The organism is Ruegeria sp. AD11(2025) (assembly GCF_056542405.1).
Map to the genome: position 1 here is coordinate 190927 of NZ_JBQFZU010000007.1, position 17429 is coordinate 208355.

The window sequence follows — 17429 nt, forward strand, 5'->3', positions numbered from 1 at the left end:
GTTCCAAATCGGGGTCCGACATGATTCGTCGCAGCTTTCTTGCAGCCTTAGTATTTGCCGCTGCATTGCCATTGACGGCCTGGGCCGAGGCGCCGCTGAAGGTGGTTGCCACCACAGGCATGATTGCCGACGCCGCGCGTCAAGTGGGTGGCAATCAGGTCGAGGTGAAGGGCCTGATGGGTCCCGGCGTCGATCCGCACGCCTATCGCCAGACCCGCAGCGACATCGTTGCCATGACCCGTGCCGACCTGATCCTGTGGCACGGCCTGTATCTTGAGGCGCAGATGGAGGATTTCTTTCACGACCTGGGCCGCAAGCGTAACGTGGTTGCCGTGGCCGAAGGGATCGACACGTCGAAACTGCGTGCGCATGATGATTATGCGGATAAATACGACCCGCATGTGTGGATGAGCCCCGCGTTATGGCGCGATGTGGTCGTCGAAGTGCAGAAAGCACTGACCGAAGCGCGCCCCGACGCGGCCGACATCTTTGCCGCAAATGCGCAGGCGCATCTGGCCGAGATCGACCAGTTGGAGACCTATGCCGGTCGGGCGCTTGCGTCTGTCCCCGAAACCAACCGCGTACTGGTCACGGCGCATGATGCTTTTGGCTATTTCGGGGCTGAATACGGCTATGAGGTGATGGGCATCCAGGGCATCTCGACCCAGTCCGAAGCTGGTCTGAACCGGATCGGAGAGCTGGTGGACACGCTGGTCGACAAGCAGCTGAAAGCGGTGTTCGTGGAAAGCTCGGTGTCTGACCGGTCGATGCGCGCGCTGATCGAAGGCGCTGCGGCCAAAGGTCATGATGTGAGTGTGGGCGGTGAGCTGTATTCCGACGCTATGGGCGAACCGGGGACCTATGAGGGCACTTATATCGGCATGCTGGACCACAACATCACCGTCATCGCAGGCGCGCTGGGTGCGGATGTGCCCGATCGCGGCATGAACGGCAAACTGTCGGCGGGGTTTTAAGTCATGCTGGAGCTGGCCACAAATCAGGGTGTTTCGGTTGCAGAGCACGGCCTGGACGATAGCCCTCTGGCCATTCGCGGCCTGACGGTTTCCTACGGCCAGAAACCTGCGGTGTTCTCGGTGGACATGACCGTGCAGCCCGGCGCGATGACAGCGATCATTGGACCTAATGGCGCGGGGAAGTCGACCCTGCTAAAGGCTGCTTTGGGGATTGTGTCGCCCTTGTCTGGGCAGGTCACTGTCTATGGCAAACCGCTGGAACAGCAACGCGCCCGCATCGCCTATGTGCCGCAGCGTGCCAGTGTGGATTGGGATTTCCCGACCCGCGTGATCGACGTGGTGCTGATGGGGCTGTCGCGGCAGCTCGGTCTGCTTGGCCGTATTCGTGCCCGGCACATGTCACGTGCCATGGATTGCCTGAGCAGGGTCGGCATGCGCGATTTCGCGGATCGTCAGATTGGCCAGCTTTCCGGCGGCCAGCAGCAGCGCGTGTTTCTGGCCCGCGCATTGGCGCAAGAGGCTGACCTTTACCTGCTGGACGAACCCTTTGCCGGGGTTGATGCGGCAACGGAAAAGGCCATCATTGCGGTGCTGAAATCGCTGAGAGAGGCGGGCAAGACCGTTGTCGTCGTGCATCACGATCTGGCCACCGTCACCGAATACTTCGACCATGTCTTCCTGATCAACACCCGCAAAGTGGCCGAGGGTCCGGTGGCCGAGGCCTTCACCGCCGAAACCCTGCAATCGGCTTACGGGGGCCGTCTGGCCACCGCCCAGATCGACCAGATTTCACGCGCGCTGGGGTAATCCATGCTTTGGGAAGCTCTGACTCTGCAGCTTGGCTATAACGCCACGCTGGTCGCCATTGGTGCGACCTTGCTGGGTGTGTCCGCCGGGGTCACCGGTACGTTTCTGTTTCTGCGTAAACGGGCATTGGTCAGCGATGCGATCAGCCATGCAACCCTGCCGGGTGTGTGTCTGGCTTTCATGGTGCTGGTCGCCTTTGGCGGTGATGGGCGCAATCTGATCGGTCTGCTGTCCGGATCGGCGATCTCGGCCTGGGTGGGTTTGTTGTGCATGAACTGGTTGACCCGCCGGACGCGCCTGGCCGAGGATGCAGCCATTGGAGCGGTGCTATCGGTGTTTTTTGGCTTTGGTGTCGTGTTGCTGACCGTCATTCAGACCATGGGCGTCGGGCGGCAGGCCGGGCTGGAGGGGTTCCTGCTGGGCTCGACCGCCGGGATGCTGTGGGCCGATGCGCTGATCATCGCGATTGGCGGGGCGGCGACATTGGCGCTGGTGATGATCATCCGGCGCCCAATGACGATGGTGGCCTTCGATCCGGAATACGCCGCGGCGCGGGGCTTGCCAGTGCATCGCATCGATCTGGCGATGATGGGTCTGGTGATGGCCGTCACCGTAGTCGGCCTAAAAATCGTCGGGCTGATCCTGATCGTGGCACTGCTGATTATCCCGGCCGTTACGGCACGGTTCTGGACCGAACGCTCGGATCGCGTGGTGCTGCTGGCCGGTCTCGCGGGTGGTCTGGCCGGGTATCTGGGCGCGGCGCTTTCGGCCTCGGCCCCGAACCTGCCAACGGGTCCGATTATCGTTCTGGTCAGCTTTGCTTTCTTTGCGCTGTCCCTGCTGTTGGCGCCGGTCCGGGGTGTCCTGGCGGCGGTACTGAAACACATGCGATTTCAACGCAGGGTACATATCCGGCAGGGTCTGCTGGCGCTGGCGCAGGATCAGAAAATCTATGAGCCACTCACCCTGCGCCTGTTGAAACGCGCCGGGCTGGCCCGTGCCGATGGTGTCGCCACCGAAGCCGGCAAGGCCCGCGCGGCAAAAGCCCTGCGCGACGAAAAACGCTGGGAGTTAGTCCGCACCGATCAGGCACACGAGGCGACGGCGGCGCTTTATGACGGGCTGCGCGATATCGAGACGGTGTTGACACGCGACCAGATCACCGAGATCGACCGCCAGATCGGCGGCCCGCAGGGAGTGCCCTCATGAGCGGTGAAGAGTTCGTCCCCCTGTCGTTGACACCTCTTCTGATTGGCACCTTCGCTGCGATTGCCTGCGCGCTGCCCGGCAACTTTCTGGTGTTGCGCAAGCAGGCCCTGATCGGGGACGCGATCAGCCATGTGGTGCTGCCAGGAATCGTGGTGGCGTTTATCCTGACCGGGGCGATCTCGACCTGGCCGATGATGCTGGGCGCGGCGGGGGCTTCGATTGTGGCCGTGGTGATGATCGAGGCGATCCGGCGACTGGGCCAGATCGAGCCTGGTGCCGCGATGGGCGTTGTGTTCACGACCATGTTCGCGGGCGGTGTTCTGTTGCTGGAGCAAACCGACACCTCGACCGTGCATCTGGATGTGGAACATGCGCTCTATGGCAATCTGGAAAGCTTGATCTGGCTGGATGCGGTGGGCTGGTCGTCGCTGCTTGATCTGACGGCTTTGGCCGGGTTGCCGCCGGAACTGCCGCGCATCGCGCTGACGTTGGTGGGCGTCATCTTGTTCATCTGGTTGTTCTGGCGACCGCTGAAGATTTCCACATTTGACGAAGGTTTTGCCCGCACCATCGGAATTCGCACCGGCGCACTGGGCATGGCGCTGGTGATCGTTGCGGCGATATCTGCCGTGGCGGCCTTTGACGCAGTGGGGTCGATCATCGTGATCGCCATGTTCATCTGCCCGCCAGCTGCTGCGCGCATGATGACCAACCGGCTGGAAACCCAGATTGCGTGGAGCGTTGTCTTCGCCAGTGTCTCGGCGGTTTCGGGCTATGTACTGGCGGGCTACGGGCCGCTGTGGCTGGGCAGAGCAGACGCTGTCAGCGCGGCGGGCATGATTGCCACCATGTCGGGCCTGATCTTGGCCTCTGCCGCATTGTGGGGACCATGCCGTACCCGCGCCGGAGCGCCCCAGGCCTCTTGACACGGCGTGTTCCTGCCACCTCTGTCTGCGACCGGTCGGCTGAAATCTGCTCAGACTGCAAGGGCATGCAGAGTTAATGATTTGCAACGCGTCATTCGTGCTAAGCCCGATCCAGAATTTTTCTGAATGACCACCACTCACTTAGGATCGTTCGGACAATCGCGACCCAGTTTGCCGTTTGTTGAAACAGATAGGGCGCGATTGTTCGAACGCCCCCTCCCCAAAACTCAAGCTTCCAAACCGGTGGCAGAATCGTGCGCGTTTGTGCTAGGTCTGGTGGTATGGCGCAGACACACCCCAATATCAGCGAAACGCCCCCCATTATCCGGCAGCTTGATGATGCCGCCATCAACCGTATTGCTGCGGGCGAGGTGGTGGAACGTCCTGCTTCGGCGGTCAAGGAGCTGGTGGAAAACGCCATCGATGCCGGTGCGGCACGGATCGCCATTGATATCGCTGATGGCGGCAAGACGTTGATTCGCGTCACCGATGATGGCTGTGGGATTTCGACGCGCGACCTGCCGCTGGCGCTGTCGCGCCATGCGACTTCGAAGATTGACGGCTCGGATCTTCTGAACATCCAAACGTTCGGGTTTCGCGGTGAGGCGTTGCCCTCACTTGGTGCCGTCGGGCGGCTGACCATAACCAGCCGGGTGCCGGGGGGCGACGCGGCGCAAATCCATGTATCTGGTGGCAAGATGGAAGCGGTCAAACCTGCCGCCCTGCGCGCCGGTACAGTGGTCGAACTGCGCGACCTGTTCTTTGCCACACCCGCCCGGTTGAAGTTCATGCGTACCGATCGGGCCGAGGCGCAGGCGATAAATGACACGGTCAAACGCCTTGCCATGGCTGAGCCCGCCATCACTTTCACCCTGCGTGATGTCTCGGGCGGGGGTGAGGGTCGTGTGACCTTCCGGGCCGACCGCGAGAATGGCGACCTGTTCGACGCGCTGCACGCCCGTCTGGCCCGCGTGATCGGGAGAGAGTTTGCCGAGAACGCCCTGCAGATCGACGCGACGCGCGAAGGTATCCGGCTGTACGGTTACGCCGCCTTGCCGACCTATTCCCGCGGCGCGGCGGTGGCACAGTACCTGTTCGTCAACGGCCGACCGGTGCGTGACAAGATGCTGACCGGCGCGCTGCGGGCAGCTTATTTCGATTTCCTCAGCCGTGACCGGCACCCGGCTGCGGCGCTGTTCATCGACTGCGATCCGACGCTGGTGGATGTGAACGTCCATCCCGCCAAGTCCGAAGTGCGGTTCCGCGATCCGGGCGTTGCGCGCGGGCTGATCGTCTCAGCCTTACGGCATGCGCTGGCCGAGGCGGGGCACCGGGCTTCGACCACCGTTGCCAATGCCACATTGGGGGCGATGCGGCCCGAACCGGCGCTCCCTGCTCAACCTGCACCTGCGCGCGTGTATCAGATGGAGCGGCCATCGCCCGCAGCGCGTCAGGCTGCCTACAGGGCGCAAGCTCCGGGCTTTGCGGAACTATCGCAGGACTATAGTGGCAATGTTGTAGAACCGACGTCTGTTTCGCCCGTTTCAGAAGAAATGCCAATGGCCGACCTGCCCTTGGGCGCGGCGCGCGGGCAGGTGCATGAGAACTACATCATCGCCCAGACCGCCGATGGCATGGTGATCGTCGACCAACACGCGGCGCATGAACGGCTGGTTTATGAAAAGCTGAAAACCCAGATGGCCGAGAATGGCGTCGCCGCGCAGGCGTTGCTGATCCCCGAAATCGTCGAACTGTCCGAAGGCGACTGCGCGCGTTTGATGGCGGTTGCGGCTGACCTGTCGCGCCTTGGGCTGACGCTGGAACCTTTTGGTGGCGGCGCCATCGCCGTGCGCGAAACCCCGGCCATTCTGGGTGAGGTCGATGCCCGCGCAATGATCCTGGATATCCTTGACGAACTGGCCGATCAGGGCGAAAGCCAGACGGTGCAGTCGCGGATCGAAGCGATCCTCAGCCGGGTGGCCTGTCATGGTTCGGTCCGGTCAGGCCGCCGCATGCGAGCCGAAGAGATGAACGCTCTGCTGCGTGAGATGGAGGCAACCCCCCATTCCGGTCAGTGCAACCACGGGCGGCCGACTTATGTGGAACTGAAGCTGAGCGATATCGAGCGTTTGTTCGGCCGCAGTTGATCCGGCAGCGTTGCCGGGTTATGAAGAATAAAACAAGAACATTTGAGGCGACATGATCGAGATTGCTGGCACCCAAGTTGCATTGAATGACCCCGTGATGCTGTTCGTGGGCGGTGTCATAGCGTTGATCCTGCTGTTGCTGTTCCTGTCGCTCCGGGCGGCGCAGCGGTCTGCCCGGATGGCGGAACCATTGGCGCGGCAGATGGCCCATCTGGGCCAGAACGTGCAGCAACTGGGGCAGGGGCAGGAGCAGTTACGGGGCGGGTTGCAACATGTCTCGGACACGCAGGCCAATGCGCAGGTACAGGTGATCCAGACGGTTGAATCGCGCCTTTCCTCGGTGCAGCAGCAGATGAATGACCGGCTGGCGGACAACGCGATGAAATCAGCGCGCGCGCTGGCCGAGATGCAGGAGCGGATGAAGGAATCTCTGCATGGCTCATCCAAGCAGACCGCGACCTCACTGACGCAACTGCAAGAGCGCCTGGCCGCCATCGACAAGGCGCAGGACAATATCACCAAACTTTCTGGCGATGTGCTGTCGCTGCAGGATATCCTGTCCAACAAGCAGACCCGCGGCGCGTTTGGGGAAATCCAACTGAACGATATCGTCTCCAAGGCACTGCCGTCGGACAGTTTCCAACTGCAGGCGACCCTGTCAAACGGGCGTCGGGCGGATTGCCTGATCCACCTGCCGAACCCGCCAGGGCCGATCGTGATCGACAGCAAATTCCCGCTTGAGGCCTATGAGGCGCTGATTGGCTCCACCAATGATGCTGAGTTGAAAGCCGCCGTGCAGATGTTTCGCAGCACGGTGCGGAAACATATCAACGACATTTCCGAGAAGTACATTCTGGACGGTGAAACCGCTGACGGCGCGCTGATGTTCCTTCCGTCCGAGGCGGTTTATGCGGAACTACACGCCAAGTTCCCCGAACTGGTACAGGAGAGTTTTTCGAAACGTGTCTGGATTGTCTCGCCGACCACCTGCATGGCGACGCTGAACACCATGCGCGCAATTCTCAAGGACGCACGGATGCGCGAGCAGGCGGGCGCGATCCGCAAGGAACTGGGTTTGCTTCACAAGGATGTCGAGCGGCTGGGGGACCGTGTGTCAAATCTGGACCGCCATTTCGGGCAGGCGGCCAAGGACATATCCGACATCAAAATCAGCGCCGAAAAAGCCGGGCGCCGGGCTCAGCGATTGGACAACTTCGATTTCGAAGAACTTGCCCCGGATGATCACAACAATGTGGTGCCGCTGGGCAAATCCGAAGGCTGAACTTTACTGGATCGACAGGTCCAGGCCGTAGCCGACTGTCTTTTCGGTATCGCGATCATTGCCCATCAGGTAGACGCGGATCGTATAATCTCCGTCCTCGGGCAGCTCGATACGGGCGGTGTTGCCATCGATCGAGCCGTTATAGATTGCCTCGCCATCGCTTCCGGGTGGCAGAATGTTGAAGTAAATCACGCCATTGCCATTGGTATCGCTGACCTTGAGATCAGCGAACATTTCCTGACCCGCCTGCGCGCCCAGCTTGTAATCGAAATACTCATTGCCGGTGATCGTCCCGTTTGCCATTGTGCCGAAATTGCCGGGTTCGAATTTCACCTCCGCCGCCCGCTGCGCCCAGGCCGCGCTGGCAAGGCTCGCGATCAATCCAGCCATAATAAATGGCTGTTTCATGAAATGTCTCCCGAACCGAATGAAAGGTCAGTGTGCAAGAGCCGCCCAGCGCTTCAGATACGCAAGAATGGTTGGAACAGACGCGGCATCAACTTAGTAAACTTCAAAGGCGCGTCGGTAACGGCCAGGCAGATGCAGTCCTCTGAGATATCAGCGGTCGGCGTGTGGTGCAGGCTTTCGTCAGCAATCTCGACATCCCCACGACCGAAATGGTCGATCTCGTCCGAAAACGCGCCCTGCAGTACCATCGTCAGTTCGATGCCATTGTGGCTGTGGTCCGGCACGGCTGCACCAGCGGGAATGAACAGCAGGCGCGCGCTGGCCTCGCGTGTGGTCGGAAGGATCGCCTGTTTCACACCCATGCCGATAGAGCGCCATTTGATGGCGTTCACGTCACCGCCCACGTAATCCTGCAGAGGTGCGGGCAGAACCGAACACCCCGGACGGGCTGGTTTCGCAATGGGCGCGCCCTGGGCAATCAGCGCCATGGTCGCGGCCAAAGCACCATCGCTCATGCTGGCCGGGCCGCCCTGATCCTGCAGGACACAGCCGCCAACGGCGTCATAGCTTTCCGCCCGGGCGCGGCAGTGGTCGCACAGGGACAGATGCGTGGCGACCATCAGGTCGAAGGCCTCGGGCAAGGATCCCGCTGCATAGGCCATCAGAAGGTCGTCTGTCAGGTGATGTTTGATCTCGTTGCTCATCGTCATCATCTCAGTTCATCGCGTGGCGCAAGCGGTCCAGCGCCAGTCGTATGCGTGATTTGATCGTGCCCAGCGGCAATCCGGTCTGCGATGCAATCTCGCGGTGGCTCAGATCGCCGAAATAGGCCTTTTCGATCAGTTCTCGTTGCGCCTCGGGCAACGCCGCCATGGCGCCCCGCAGTTGCGCGGTTTCCTGTTGCAGCGCGATCACGTCGTCCTGCTCCGGTTCCGCCTCGGGACCCCATCCCAGATCTTCGGGCTCGGGGCGGCGTTGTTTGCGCAGGACGTCGATGCGCTTGTTCCTCGCGATCGTAAATACCCAGGTGGCAACGGTCGCGCGGCTCGGATCGAATAGATGGGCCTTGTGCCACAAGGTCGCCATCACCTCTTGCGCGCATTCCTCGGCCAGCGTCGAGTCTGATCCCGACTTAATCAGGAACGCCTTGATCCGCGGTGCGAAATGCTGGAACAGCTCGGCAAAAGCCGCCTGATCCTGAGCATCTCGAATGCGTCTGACGTGGCTCACCCACTCAGCTCTGGTGTCGCAACTGCCATCCGCTTTGTTCACCGGCTTGCCCCTGATGCGTTTCTTCGCGCGCCAAGGCCTGAGTGCTGGCCCCTCGGCCACCGGTTCATCCAAGGTCACGGTATCGATCTCGGTAAACATAACCACATTACGCGGGGCAGCCCAAGGCGGATCACTTTGTTTGCGGTTTTTGATCCGTGTCGGGCTAACTTCCGTACTATCTGAAACAAACAGATGAGGAAAAGAATGCCGTTTGAACGGTTTGCAGGCGGAACGAGGAATTCGACGTGAACAGGATTGACCATATCGCAGGCCATACCTTTCACGGGCGGAAGGGCGCCGTTCAGAACGCCTTTCGCTATTCCGTCGACTACATTCTGCTGGATCCCGAAGGTCACCCGGTTACTCCGCTGCTGTTTTCCATGAACCGGGTCAATGTCACCAACTGGCGGGATCGCGATCACGGCGGAGAGCCAGGGCAAGGGCACGGTGCCATCTGGCTGCGCAAGCAGTTCGACCAGATGGGTGTTACCCAACCTGCACATATCACTCTGCTGACACAGCCGCGCGTGTTCGGCCATGTGTTCAACCCGGTCAGCTTCTGGTTTTGCTTCGACGGTGAGGAACAGCTTTATGCGGTGGTGGCCGAGGTCACCAATACCTACGGCACGCGCCACAGTTACCTGTGCCACAACCCCAATTTCGCGCCGATCCAGCCTTCGGATCGGATCATGGCGGACAAGTTGATGCATGTCTCGCCGTTTCAGAAGATCGAAGGCACATATACCTTCCGGTTCGACTATCGGTCCGACCGGGTGGGGGTCTGGATCGACTATGGGCGCAAGGATGGCGGGCTAATTGCAACGCTAACAGGACCGCGTGCACCGCTGAGTGATGGCAAAATCCTGTGGTCGCTGCTGCGTCGCCCGTTCGGTGCCCGTCGCGCATTTGTCCTGATCCTGTGGCAGGCGTTGAAACTGTGGGTCAAAAAAGCCCGGTTCCGCCCGTTTCGCAGCGCCCCTGTTCCCGATCACCCGGTTTCCCGCATTCGCGAGCCATAAGGTCACTTTGTTTGCGTAAGATCAAAGACTCAGCAGCCACCGAGTGGTTGTGCTAGGATGGAAACCGCGAACACGAGGAGTTGGGTCATGTTGGAAATCTCGGCAAGAAAAATCGCTCAGGTCGCCATGATGGGGCGCGAACTGAACCGCGCCGAGGGTGAGTTGCGCGCCTTTATCGACCGTATGGGCGAAGATGAGCAGGCCGAACTGGTCGCCGTCATGTGGATCGGGCGCGAGAGCTTTTTCGCCGAGGATCTGGCCGAGGCGATAGCAACCGCCAAATCCGAGGCCTCGACCCCTTGTGCCGACTACCTGATCGGCACGCCGCACCTGTCGGATCACCTTGAGAACGGCCTGGATGCGCTGGGAATATCGGCCGAGGACGTGGAAAACGATCTGATGTAGACAGAATGCCCGCACTTTTTGCGGGCATTGTTTTCAAGGCAATTTACAAATCCGTACAGGTTTGATTCAGTCCAGCCGGATATACTTTTGGTTGATTGAATGAACGCTGATACTCCTGTTGATCCCCCGAAACGCAAACTGACCTTTGTCCGCGTGGCCATTGTTCTGGTCGTGCTGTGCATCGTGGCTCTGCCGATTTTGCGCAAAAAACACGACGCGTTGGTTGATATCTGCAGTTCTGACAAGGGCGACCTGCAGACTACCCTCGACGCTTGCGATCTGCTGTTGGACTGGGCCGTCTTCGACCCGTCTGAGCGATCTTTGGCGTATCGCAACAAAATGCGGCTTTACATGGGGGTGAAGGATTGGGAGGCCGCAAAACGTGAGGCCGATCTGGCGATTGCAGCCGACCCCGAAAGCGAGGTGCCGCTGCAGTGGAAGGCTCTTGTGTTGACGCGCACCAAGGACTACGCCGACGCATTGGTGACTATTGAGACGGCGTTGGAACGCGCACCTGCTAGTGATTACTCGCTAGAAATGAAAGGGAAATTGCTTCGCGCGATGGGTGCGGACGACCAACTGCATGCCTATTTCGCGAATCTAGCAAAGACTTACCCCGACCGCAGATGGATTAAAAAGATGTGGGGAAGTCACCTAATTGAGGACAAGCTTTACGATCAGCTGCTTGATCTGACGACCGAAGGGATCAAACGCGATCCGCAGAACCACGTTCTCGTAGGCTATTATTACGTGGCATGTCTTGGCTTGGGGCCCAAATGCCCACCCCTTTTTCCCGAACGGCGGGAAGCCTATCCCGAGTTAACGTGCCCTGATGCGATTGCGCAGTTGGGCGAGGACCTCGACTTTAGCGAAAACCTTCGGGAGTTCGAGGTGCAGACCGTGAATGATCTTTTTGCGCAAGAGATCAGATGGAGCAAATACCAGATTCGAGCGATATACGCAGGCCAATCCATAGCATTAACGGGTGGAGATCCTTCAAGAGCGGCGGAACGCTTTATCTTGGTTAGTGCCGTGTTCGACTGTGTCTTCCCCGAAAAGTACATCTATCCCCTCCGATATGTCGGCCCTCAAGGCGATGACGCCACGATGGTAAATGCACATTTCTACGCCCCCGAACTGCGCAGAAACCTTGTCGATCTGGCGCATTTTTACCTGAAAGAACCCGACAGCGCGCCCTGACCCAACACATTAACCAGTCTTAATCTATCCCTCTAGCTGCGTTAACGCGGGCTTCTTTTATCTGTTTCAGCAACAAAACATGCAATTCAGAGTTAAAGGAGAAAGTCATGGGATACGCACAAACAGTTACCCCGCAGAAGGGGCTCTTCTTCGGTCTGTTCTCGAATTACGCCGAAGCCCGGGTCGAACATTTCCGCCGCGGGATTTACGCCAAAACCGTCCGGTCACTGGAAAAGCTGACTGACCGGCAATTGGAAGACATCGGCATCCCACGCAGTGACATCAATCGGCGCGCCTATGAAAGCATCTACCACAAGCAGCCCTATCACCGCCCCGCGCAGTGATTCAGGCGCCCTGTCGGGCATCAAACATGGAGGAGAGAATGCTGGATTTCAAACCCAACTGCAAACCCCCGGTAAGTGCCAGTTCTGTGTTGCTTTTTGACCGGGCGATGCGGCTGCAGGGGATCAGATCGGATATCGTGTGTGCCGCGCAGGAGCTGAACCGGTTGTCCGATCAGGATCTGGCAGAGATTGGCATCAATCGCAGTAATATCGAAGACGTGATTGAGCGCTATATCTGACCGGTAGCGGTTCGAGATAAAGCCACTCCGATAAATCGGGGTGGCTTTTTTTTCGGCCGATATCCGAAGACGCAGATGGTCATTCGCAAGAAGTCATGCCAGAAAGAACGCGTTTAAGTTGATTGACGTGTTGCAGGGGCAGGTTTTTTTGAATTTCCGATTTGTGAGGCTGGCGGCGGCGTGCCTGATTCTGGCAGCCGCGTTTGTTTTGTATCAACAGAATCAGCGAAATGATCTGGCTGCAGATATGTTTGCGGAGGGTTGCCATAACCCGGAAACTGCACCAGAGGTGGCTGTTCAGGGCTGCAGCAGGCTATTGGCAACCGCAAAATACACGCCTGAGGAACTGGCGGTCCTCCATATCTATCGCGGCCGGGCATATGTGAAACAGGAGGACCTTCAGCGTGCTTTGCAGGACTTCGAGGATGCTGCGGCTTTTAATGCAAATGAACACCAGGCTTGGCAGTGGGTCAGTTATGTGCTGGGCAAATTGGGTGAGGATGAGGTTGCATTTGATGCAATCGAAAAGGCACATCGTCTGGGCCCCGCGAATACCTACACGATGCAACAGCGTTTTCTCCTTTTGAAGAAGCTGGAACGGTACGAAGAGGCCGACGCATATTATGTTCGGTTGATGAAGAAATACCCGACTGCGGAAGATGAGCGCTTGCTGTGGATGCCGCGCGAACTTGGGCATATGCGGCTTGAGTTAAAGCAGTACGGGCCAGCTGCTGAAGCATTCAAAGAAGCGTATCGGTTGGATTTGACGCACAGAAAGACGGCGGAAGGTTTCTTTGAAGCATGTGCTCTTGCAGGACCTGACTGCCCACCCTTATTTCCCGAACGTCGGGCAGGCTATCCGGTGTTGACCTGTGATGAGGCGTTGAAAGAGTGGGTAGAGTTGAACCCGGAACGACTCGAAAGGGCTTTGCAAGACACAGGCGTTTATACTCTCACTGACCTAGTTCAGCTGGGGAATTGGAAATCCAGACGAGAGTTTCAGTCGGCCTATATGGGGGCACTCTCGCCGGACCAATCTACGGAAAGCGCGGCTCGGTACCTTATCCTTCACCGCGCTTTCGAATGCGTGAACGACGGCAAGGTTGAGTATTACGAAGGGTTTAAAGAGCAAAACGAAGCGGGCTGGATATACGTAAATGAGCACCTCTACAGCCCGCAAGTACGTCGCAATTTTGTTGATCTGGCGTATGATACTATGAATTGAAGGCACCGCCCTGCCTCAGTCAGGCCGGTGCCAATCGTTCAACTCAAGTGATCCACCACCTGCAGGTGCTGGGCCAGTTTATCGATCTCACCCATCCAGCCCTGCACCAGTTTCGGGTCGCTGGGGGCGGCGTGGACACCGGCTGGGATGGCGCGGTTCAGAACCGCCTCGACAGCCAGCGAGACCGGAACCGACACCAGACGCGCCATTGCCGTGCCGCGCGCGTCGCCCCAGGCGTCCATCACATAGGTCTTGTTCCAGACCGGGACGCCGTCCTTTTCCGCCTTCAGGCCCACGCACAGAACCACGCGGTCCGGCTCGCCCTCGTCATAGGCGTTCTCGGCCCAGAACTGATCCGACATCTCTTTCAGTCGCGCATCACCTTCGGGGCCTGAAAGTGTCTCGATCTCGGTGAACACGTCCGACCATGCATCGGCCCAGCCGTTCAGCCGCAGGGTGCCGCGGACGAATTCCTTGACAGGCCAGTGTTTCTCGAACTGGTACTCGGCCATGAAGGGGATCGAGTCGCGGTTCGGATAGACCTCGAAACTCTCGGGCGTCGGCAGCGGCGCGATATAGCTGGTGATCGCATCCCAGGGGCGGGTGACATCCAGCGGAGCGTAATCGCGGATCGATTTCGATGGCGACCGCAGCGCCTTGAGCACACCCAAAGGCGACCAGCTGAATTTATAGCGGAACGGGTTCGGGTTCTTGGGGATGCCGCCGCAATACGAAATAAAGCTCAGGTGATTCTGCGCATCGAACGCGCCCGAGGCGCGGTAGTCGGCGACCAGCGCGTGGGCCATCAGGTGGTCGATGCCCGGGTCCAGCCCGACCTCGTTGACCAGCGCGACGCCGGCCTCACGCGCCTTGTCGTCCAGCGCGCGCATCTCGGGCGCGATGTAGGAGGAAGAGACAAAATTGGCCTCTTTCGAAATGGCCAGCTCCGCCAGCGGCACGTGCCAGTCGCCCGGCAGCATTGAGACGATCACGTCTCCTTTTTCCAGCACCGCGCCTAATGCGTCGATGTCAAAGGCGCGGATGTCGTCGGTCAGATCACCGACCTCGGCCTTGGCTTTTTCGATGGTCCGGTTCCAGATGGTGACCTTGTGCCCGCCTTCGATCAGGCGGCGCAGGCCGGGTATGGCCGACAGCCCGGTGCCACACCAGTGAATCGTCATCGTTCAGATTCCTCTCATATGAGTATTGTAAGTTGCCGACGCCCGGCCCCAGACGCCGTTGTCCAAATCGGTCAGGGTCAGCAGTGAGGGCAGCAGTTGCGCGGCATAATCTTCGGAGCTCTCGACCGGCAGCATCGAAGGCAGGTTGTCTATTGCCATGACGTCCATAACAGGGTCGGTCGCAACCCGCAGGGCGGGGGCGCCCCATGTTGTGGCGCGGTCATAAACCGGTACGGGATTGTAATCGCTGTCCGGGTCGCAGGCGACATCACCGATGGTGGTCAGGTTGCGCGGGGCGGTCAACGCCTCTTGCGGAACAAAGACCGGGGTGTCGGGGCGGGCAAAGATGCAGTTCAGGAACAGGTCGTGGTCGAGGATTTCCGGGAATGGCCCACCGCTTGCGGTTTCGGCCATGTCCCATTTGGTGACGCTGACACCCATCGCTTCGCACAGGTCTGCGGCGCCGGTGCCGACACGACCCAAGGCCCCGATAACGATGGCGCGGGGACGGTCGGTACCGGTGGCGTCCAGCTCATCCAGCAATTCGGCATTCAGCGTGTCCTTGCTGGGATAAACCCCAACCGGCGGGCATTCCTGCCCCCGTTGCTGCGCGGCCCAGGTCTTGAGCGTCACGGCAGCGCCCGCGTACCCGGCCCAATAGCCAAAGGCGGCGACCCGGCGACCGTCTTCATCGACCAGATATTCCAGATCATAGAGCGTGCCGCCTCCTGCCTTGAACCGTTCCAGCAGTGCCCGGCCGGAATGCTGGCCCTTATAGGCGTGTCCGAACATGATGTGGCGGTGGGGCAGGGGCGTGCCGTCCTCGGGCAGCTCCTTGAGCCCGAAGATGATCGCGTCCTGCGGGGCTTCGGGCCACGAATTCTCAGCCGCGATCTCGCAACCGGCGTCCTTGTAGCCGTCAATCGGGATCGCGCGGACCGAGCTTTCCTCGACCGTCACGCGGATGCCCGCAGCGATCAGCGCAACGGCACCTTCGGGGGTCAACCCGACCCGTTCCTCGTTCGGGCGCTGTTCTGCCCGGACCCAGAGATGTGTCATCGTATTTCCTTTTGTCAGAGCATTCCCGCGGCGCGCACCGCCTGAACCGAAGGCCGGGCCTCCATCGCCTCACGGAAGGCGAGAATCTTTGGAAAGGCCGATACGTCAACGCCGTCACCTTCCAGCCAACTGCAGACCACGTACAGATAGGCATCGGCCAGCGAGAACGCATCGCCCAGCACAAACGGCCCGCGCAACCCGTTGGACGAGATATAGCCACAGGACGCGGTCATCGTTTGGGGAACTTTGTCTTTCATGTCCTTCCAGCTGGATTTCTTGTCGGCCCAACGCGGCCCACGCAGCTTGTGCGCGTGGTTCACATGCATGGTCGAGGCGAGGTAAAACATCACTTCACGCATGCGGGCAGCCAAGACCGGATCAGCGGGCACCAGCCCGGCCTCGGGGGCCTTCGCTGCGATATATTCCAGCAGAGCCCCGGTTTCGGTCAGGATGCCGCCCTCTACGACCAACGCCGGGACGCGGCCCTTGGGGTTGATCTGCTTGTAGGCCGGTTTTGTTTGCTCACCTTCGGCAAAGTTTAGCCGGATCGCTTCATACTCCAGTCCGGCCTCTTCCAAGGCGATGGCAACAGCGACCGAGATCGTCCGGGGGGCATAGTAAAGCTGCATCGGGAACCTCCGGGGTTACAGGTGGGTCTGGGCGTATTGCCGATCCGGCGCTTCCAGATGCGGAACAGCGTTGAACAGGACCGGGCTCAGCTGCGAGCCAATCGGGTGCAGACGATGCATTGACGTGTTCATGATGGCAAGGGCCACGCGCGCCATGGACGGAATGTCCAGCCCCATGGCCTGCCGCACCACCATCGAGATTAACCCGCCGGAGGTTACCACAATCGCCGGGCCACCCTCAGTGCCGATTTCACGCAGAGCGCCTGAGACGCGGGCCTCGAACGCGTCGAATGTTTCGGGCGCATCATTGATTTCCCCGTTCGCCCAGGCGGCGAAGGTGCGAGGCAGATGATCTACAAACCCTTCCCGGTCCGTCGGGATCACCACGCCGTGCTGCTCTTCGAACAGCCTGGCTATGGTGAAGTATTCGATCTCGTTCAGCCGGGGGTCACGGACGGGCTCGGTCAGTCCCATGCTGGCGGCGGTCTCGATGTGCCGGGTCAGGGTGCCGCAATAGACCCGCGTATAGTTGGTCCGCGTGAATTGCAGATGATCACCCAGCCAGCGCGCCTGCTGGTGACCCAGATCGCTGAGCTTGTCATAGCTCTTTTCATCGCGCGCAACGGTGTTGGCCTGGCCGTGGCGAACCAGTGTTATATGTGACATGGCGGTCCCTCTCGGGCGGAGTCTTAGGGCAGGTTGTAGGCAGGGACCAGTGGTGTTGCGTGGGCATCCGGCAAAAATCTCAGCGGCTTGTGGCGCATGCTTGGATGAGCTGTCGGTGATTGTCATTTTGGTGTTGCTTAAGGGGGAAAAGTTTCCTAACAGAAACACGGGTGCAGCATACGGGCGTATACTCTTTACCGGCTCGCAAGGGGACTGCTCTGACACAGATCAAAGTTCCATGACTGTTGACTTGCGACACAGTCGTGGGAAGTTGGGCAGCAAATAGCCTTGGCGCAGAACGGGCAGTTGCGGCATTCAAAGATTATGACCTAAGAAAGGTTGGACCCATGACCGATATTAAGCGCACGCCGTTGTACTCATTGCATGTTGAGTTGGGTGGTAAGATGGTTGATTTTGCTGGGTGGGAGATGCCTGTT

General features: G+C 59.6%; 19 protein-coding genes. 12 read left to right on the top strand and 7 right to left on the bottom strand.

Features of this window, described 5'->3' with window-relative positions; genetic code table 11:
• The first annotated feature begins 20 nt into the window (after nt 1–20).
• The 6 genes from ACR1XY_RS09550 to ACR1XY_RS09575 all read left to right on the top strand — a co-directional run bounded on the left by ACR1XY_RS09550 (nt 21) and on the right by ACR1XY_RS09575 (nt 7345).
• Nucleotides 21–974 carry a metal ABC transporter solute-binding protein, Zn/Mn family gene (locus tag ACR1XY_RS09550; protein ID WP_480592532.1) on the top strand — a complete coding sequence of 318 codons (954 nt, stop codon included), beginning with the start codon at nt 21–23 and terminating at the stop codon, nt 972–974.
• A 3-nt stretch (nt 975–977) separates the two neighbouring features.
• A complete protein-coding gene (locus tag ACR1XY_RS09555) occupies nt 978–1781 on the top strand; it encodes a metal ABC transporter ATP-binding protein (RefSeq protein ID WP_480592534.1) in 804 nt (267 codons plus the stop codon).
• Between the two features lie 3 nt (nt 1782–1784).
• Nucleotides 1785–2990 (top strand): metal ABC transporter permease, encoded by a 1206-nt coding sequence (locus ACR1XY_RS09560; RefSeq protein WP_480592536.1) that lies wholly within the window; start codon nt 1785–1787, stop codon nt 2988–2990.
• The gene (locus ACR1XY_RS09565; RefSeq protein ID WP_480592538.1) at nt 2987–3916 is read left to right on the top strand and encodes a metal ABC transporter permease; all 930 of its coding nucleotides are present in this window, start codon (nt 2987–2989) and stop codon (nt 3914–3916) included. Before ACR1XY_RS09560 ends, ACR1XY_RS09565 begins: the two co-directional genes overlap by 4 nt.
• A gap of 281 nt (nt 3917–4197) precedes the next feature.
• A complete protein-coding gene (mutL, locus tag ACR1XY_RS09570) occupies nt 4198–6063 on the top strand; it encodes a DNA mismatch repair endonuclease MutL (RefSeq protein WP_480592540.1) in 1866 nt (621 codons plus the stop codon).
• A 52-nt stretch (nt 6064–6115) separates the two neighbouring features.
• A complete protein-coding gene (locus ACR1XY_RS09575) occupies nt 6116–7345 on the top strand; it encodes a DNA recombination protein RmuC (RefSeq protein ID WP_480592542.1) in 1230 nt (409 codons plus the stop codon).
• Nucleotides 7346–7348: 3 nt separating this feature from the next.
• Here the strand turns inward: ACR1XY_RS09575 and ACR1XY_RS09580 are convergent, their stop codons facing one another.
• From ACR1XY_RS09580 to ACR1XY_RS09590, 3 genes are read right to left on the bottom strand one after another with little or no spacing between them, the layout of a single operon-like run.
• Nucleotides 7349–7753 carry a hypothetical protein gene (locus ACR1XY_RS09580; protein ID WP_480592543.1) on the bottom strand — a complete coding sequence of 135 codons (405 nt, stop codon included), beginning with the start codon at nt 7751–7753 and terminating at the stop codon, nt 7349–7351.
• Nucleotides 7754–7806: 53 nt separating this feature from the next.
• Nucleotides 7807–8457, bottom strand: coding sequence for a ChrR family anti-sigma-E factor (locus ACR1XY_RS09585; RefSeq protein WP_480592544.1), 651 nt, complete (start codon nt 8455–8457; stop codon nt 7807–7809).
• A 10-nt stretch (nt 8458–8467) separates the two neighbouring features.
• Entirely contained in the window at nt 8468–9124 is a 657-nt protein-coding gene (locus ACR1XY_RS09590; RefSeq protein WP_480592546.1) for a sigma-70 family RNA polymerase sigma factor, read from the bottom strand.
• A 146-nt stretch (nt 9125–9270) separates the two neighbouring features.
• On the opposite strand from ACR1XY_RS09590, the gene ACR1XY_RS09595 reads away from it, so the two are divergent.
• From ACR1XY_RS09595 to ACR1XY_RS09620, 6 genes are all read left to right on the top strand, one after another.
• Nucleotides 9271–10044 (top strand): DUF1365 domain-containing protein, encoded by a 774-nt coding sequence (locus tag ACR1XY_RS09595; protein WP_480592547.1) that lies wholly within the window; start codon nt 9271–9273, stop codon nt 10042–10044.
• Nucleotides 10045–10131: 87 nt separating this feature from the next.
• Nucleotides 10132–10449, top strand: a complete 318-nt coding sequence (locus tag ACR1XY_RS09600) for a DUF3775 domain-containing protein (RefSeq protein WP_170326413.1) — start codon at nt 10132–10134, stop codon at nt 10447–10449.
• 153 nt (nt 10450–10602) lie between these two features.
• Entirely contained in the window at nt 10603–11649 is a 1047-nt protein-coding gene (locus tag ACR1XY_RS09605; RefSeq protein WP_480592549.1) for a tetratricopeptide repeat protein, read from the top strand.
• A gap of 107 nt (nt 11650–11756) precedes the next feature.
• Nucleotides 11757–11993 (top strand): DUF1127 domain-containing protein, encoded by a 237-nt coding sequence (locus tag ACR1XY_RS09610; protein ID WP_480592551.1) that lies wholly within the window; start codon nt 11757–11759, stop codon nt 11991–11993.
• 38 nt (nt 11994–12031) lie between these two features.
• Nucleotides 12032–12232 (top strand): DUF1127 domain-containing protein, encoded by a 201-nt coding sequence (locus tag ACR1XY_RS09615; protein ID WP_480592553.1) that lies wholly within the window; start codon nt 12032–12034, stop codon nt 12230–12232.
• A 118-nt stretch (nt 12233–12350) separates the two neighbouring features.
• A complete protein-coding gene (locus ACR1XY_RS09620; RefSeq protein ID WP_480592555.1) occupies nt 12351–13457 on the top strand; it encodes a tetratricopeptide repeat protein in 1107 nt (368 codons plus the stop codon).
• Nucleotides 13458–13495: 38 nt separating this feature from the next.
• Here ACR1XY_RS09620 and ACR1XY_RS09625 read toward each other — a convergent pair whose 3' ends face one another.
• Genes ACR1XY_RS09625 through ACR1XY_RS09640 form a run of 4 tightly spaced genes read right to left on the bottom strand, consistent with a single transcriptional unit; the run spans nt 13496 to nt 16992 of the window.
• Complete coding sequence (locus tag ACR1XY_RS09625) at nt 13496–14638, bottom strand: saccharopine dehydrogenase family protein (RefSeq protein WP_480592557.1); 1143 nt, start codon at nt 14636–14638, stop codon at nt 13496–13498.
• 3 nt (nt 14639–14641) lie between these two features.
• The gene (locus tag ACR1XY_RS09630; RefSeq protein WP_480592559.1) at nt 14642–15697 is read right to left on the bottom strand and encodes a saccharopine dehydrogenase; all 1056 of its coding nucleotides are present in this window, start codon (nt 15695–15697) and stop codon (nt 14642–14644) included.
• Nucleotides 15698–15711: 14 nt separating this feature from the next.
• Nucleotides 15712–16326, bottom strand: a complete 615-nt coding sequence (locus ACR1XY_RS09635) for a glutathione S-transferase family protein (protein WP_480592561.1) — start codon at nt 16324–16326, stop codon at nt 15712–15714.
• A 15-nt stretch (nt 16327–16341) separates the two neighbouring features.
• Nucleotides 16342–16992: a histidine phosphatase family protein gene (locus tag ACR1XY_RS09640; RefSeq protein ID WP_480592563.1), complete on the bottom strand. Its 651-nt coding sequence runs from the start codon at nt 16990–16992 to the stop codon at nt 16342–16344.
• Between the last annotated feature and the right edge of the window lie 437 nt (nt 16993–17429).